The 3,382-nt window shown below is 55.3% G+C and carries 3 protein-coding genes; all 3 read right to left on the reverse strand.

Annotated features, from left to right (window positions below; all coding sequences use genetic code 11):
• Window positions 1–667: (d)CMP kinase (cmk, locus tag RT340_RS22335; RefSeq protein WP_313377844.1), on the reverse strand; the 667-nt coding region annotated here is incomplete at its 3' end.
• Window positions 668–855: 188 nt separating this feature from the next.
• Window positions 856–2,139: a 3-phosphoshikimate 1-carboxyvinyltransferase gene (gene aroA, locus RT340_RS22340; protein WP_077227505.1), complete on the reverse strand. Its 1,284-nt coding sequence runs from the start codon at window positions 2,137–2,139 to the stop codon at window positions 856–858.
• Between the two features lie 68 nt (window positions 2,140–2,207).
• Window positions 2,208–3,296 carry a 3-phosphoserine/phosphohydroxythreonine transaminase gene (gene serC / locus RT340_RS22345; protein WP_059308372.1) on the reverse strand — a complete coding sequence of 363 codons (1,089 nt, stop codon included), beginning with the start codon at window positions 3,294–3,296 and terminating at the stop codon, window positions 2,208–2,210.
• Window positions 3,297–3,382 lie beyond the last annotated feature (86 nt).

Below are 3,382 nucleotides of genomic sequence, written 5' to 3' on the forward strand. Positions count from 1 at the left end.
TTTGGCGCGCATATTGTAGCGCTTTTTCAATCACTTGCTCAATAGTTAAACTGGTAGAATCCAGAACTAATGCATCATCTGCGGGAACAAGCGGCGCAACGGCGCGATTACGGTCGCGGTCGTCGCGTTCTTTTATCTCGGACAAAAGACGTTCAAAGTTAACACTAAAGCCCTTTTCCTGCAACTGTAGCATACGGCGCTGCGCACGCTCTTCCGAGGAAGCGTCAAGGAAAATTTTCACCGGCGCATCAGGGAAAACCACGGTCCCCATGTCGCGTCCGTCAGCGATCAAACCCGGCGCATCCCGGAAGGCGCGCTGGCGACGTAAAAGTGCCTCGCGAACGCGCGGGAACGCGGCGACCTGAGAAGCGGCGTTCGCCACGTCCTGGGTGCGGATCTCACCGCTCACGTCTTCCCCTTCCAGAATCACTTCCAGATTGCCGTTGGTGGAGACAAAACGCACGTCCAGATGGGCGGCCAGCGGCACCAGCGCCTCTTCAGAGGCCACATCAACATGGTGATGCAAAGCAGCCAGCGCCAGCACACGATAGATTGCGCCTGAATCTAAAAGATGCCATTGCAATGCTTCCGCCATCGCTTTGCACAGAGTTCCTTTACCTGCTCCACTCGGCCCGTCAATGGTGATAACCGGGGCAATTGCCGTCATCTTTTTCTCCTTAAAGTAGGCATACCGTTGTGTAAACGCCGCGCATTATACGCGTCAATGCGCACAACTGTTACCTTTGCATGTAAATTACGAAATGTTTGAAGCTGAGTGTAGAAGAATTGGACGATGATGATGTCAGGAAGCGTAAGCAAATAAGATGCCGCACCGGGCGGTGCGGCTGGGGATCATCAGGCAAGTGTACTGATACGCGCCAACTGCTCGAAATAGTCCGGGAAGGTTTTCGCGGTGCATTTCGGATCAAGAATGGTGACTGGCGTATCCGACAGCGCCACCAGCGAGAAACACATCGCCATGCGGTGGTCGTTATAGGTGCCAATTTCCGCAGCCTGCAGCTGTGCCGGTGGCGTTACGCGAATGTAGTCCTCGCCCTCTTCCACCTCGGCTCCTACTTTACGCAGCTCAGTGGCCATCGCGAACAGGCGATCGGTCTCTTTCACGCGCCAGTTGTAAATGTTGCGCATCGTGGTCGTGCCTTTGGCAAACAGTGCCGCAGTGGCAATGGTCATCGCCGCATCGGGGATATGATTCATGTCCATATCGATAGCGTTCAGTTCACCACGGGTACAGGAGATGAAGTCATCGCCCCAGGTGACCATTGCGCCCATCTTCTCCAGCACATCGGCAAAGCGAATATCGCCCTGCACGCTGTTGCGGCCAATACCGGTCACTTTGACGGTACCGCCCTTAATGGCGCCTGCGGCGAGGAAGTAAGAGGCCGATGAGGCATCGCCTTCCACCAGGTAATGACCCGGCGTCTGGTACTGCTGCCCGCCGCGCACCACGAAACGCTGGTAGCTGTGGTTTTCAACGTCCACACCGAAGGTCTTCATCAGATGCAGCGTGATATCGATATAAGGTTTGGAAACCAACTCACCTTTGATGGTGATGGTGGTGTTCTGCGGTGCCAGCGGTGCCGTCATCAGCAGCGCGGTGAGGAACTGGCTCGAGACGCTGCCGTCTACCGCCACGTCGCCACCGGTAAAGCCACCACGCAGGCGCAGCGGCGGATAGTTTTCCTGCTCCAGATAATCAATCTGCGCGCCGCCCTGACGCAGCGCGTCCACCAGATGGCCAATCGGACGCTCTTTCATGCGCGGTTCACCCGTCAGCACGATGTCGTTGCTACCCAGACACAGCGCCGCCGCCAGCGGGCGCATTGCCGTACCGGCATTTCCGAGGAACAATTCCAGCGCGTCAGCGGATTGCAGTGCCCCGGCATTGCCGGTGACTTCGCAGCGAGTGCGATCGGCAGACAGGGTATAGTGGACTCCCAACGCTTTCAGCGCATTGAGCATATGGCGAACGTCATCGCTGTCCAGCAGGTTAGTGAGAACAGTGGTGCCGTTTGCCAGCGCTGCCAGCAGCAAGGCGCGGTTCGAGACACTTTTTGAACCAGGCAGATTAATGGTGCCATCTACCCGCGCGATAGGTTGTAACGTCAGGGATTCCATGAAACTTAACTCTCAATTCAACATAATAAAAACCCCGCAGCCTGGCCGCGGGGTAAACAGGGTCACAATTAACCGTGGCGACGTTCGAAGTCAGTCATGAAGTCGGTCAGGGCCTTAACGCCTTCGAGCGGCATGGCGTTATAAATAGAAGCACGCATCCCGCCGACGACACGGTGGCCTTTCAGCGCGTGCAGGCCTGCGGCGAAGGACTCTTCCAGGAACAGTTTATCGAGATTGCTGTCGGCCAGCTGGAACGGGATATTCATGCGGGAACGGTTAGCTTTGGCGACGTCATTACGGTAGAAGTCGCTGCCGTCGATCACGCTATACAGCAGTTCAGATTTCTGCTGGTTGATCTTATCCATCTGCGCCACGCCGCCGTTGTTTCTCAGCCATTTAAAGACCAGGCCAGAGAGGTACCAGGCAAAAGTCGGCGGGGTGTTGAACATCGAGTCGTTATCGTTCAGCACGGTGTAATCCAGAATCGACGGGCAAGACTTGTGGGCTTTACCCAGTAAATCTTCACGCACGATCACCAGCGTCAGGCCTGCCGGGCCGATGTTTTTCTGTGCGCCGGCATAGATTACGCCGTAGCGGCTGATATCCAGCGGCGAAGAGAGAATGGTAGAGGAGAAGTCCGCTGTGACAACCACGTTTTCGCCAAAGTTTGGCTCTTCGTGGATGGCAATGCCGTCGATGGTCTCATTCGGGCAGTAGTGCAGGTAGGCAGCATCCTGGGAGAGCTGCCATTCGCTCATCGGCTTCACCGCACGTAAACCATCGACAGTAACTTTGGCATCGATCACGTTCGGGGAGCAGTATTTGTGTGCTTCTTTTACTGCGCTTGCCGCCCAGTAGCCAGCGTCGACATAATCCGCAGTGGTTTTGTCACCCAGCAGGTTCAGTGGAATGCCCGCAAACTGACCGCGTCCGCCGCCGTGGCAGAATAATACTTTGTAATTTGAGGGGATATTCAGCAGGAAACGAAAATCTGCTTCTGCCTCTTCTGCCACCTCAATAAACGCTTTACCACGGTGGCTGACTTCCATCACTGACGTGCCCAGACCGTTCCAGTCACACAGCTCCTGTTGAGCCTGTTTGAGCACTTCCGCCGGTAACATTGCCGGACCTGAACTAAAATTAAAGACCTGAGCCATTTCCCCTCACCACGCTAAAAGCCATAAGTTATAACTGTGGATATCGGTTTTATCATTCAGTGACACGCGCCGCAATGTCTAAAACT

The organism is Pantoea sp. CTOTU50773, assembly GCF_032082325.1.
GTDB classification, from domain to species: Bacteria; Pseudomonadota; Gammaproteobacteria; order Enterobacterales; family Enterobacteriaceae; genus Pantoea; species Pantoea communis.

What these genes read in the sequence shown, in the direction of transcription:
- aroA (WP_077227505.1), bottom strand. Translation starts at nt 2,139, where the DNA reads ATGGAATCCCTGACGTTACAACCTATCGCGCGGGTAGATGGCACCATT.
- serC (WP_059308372.1), bottom strand. Translation starts at nt 3,296, where the DNA reads ATGGCTCAGGTCTTTAATTTTAGTTCAGGTCCGGCAATGTTACCGGCG.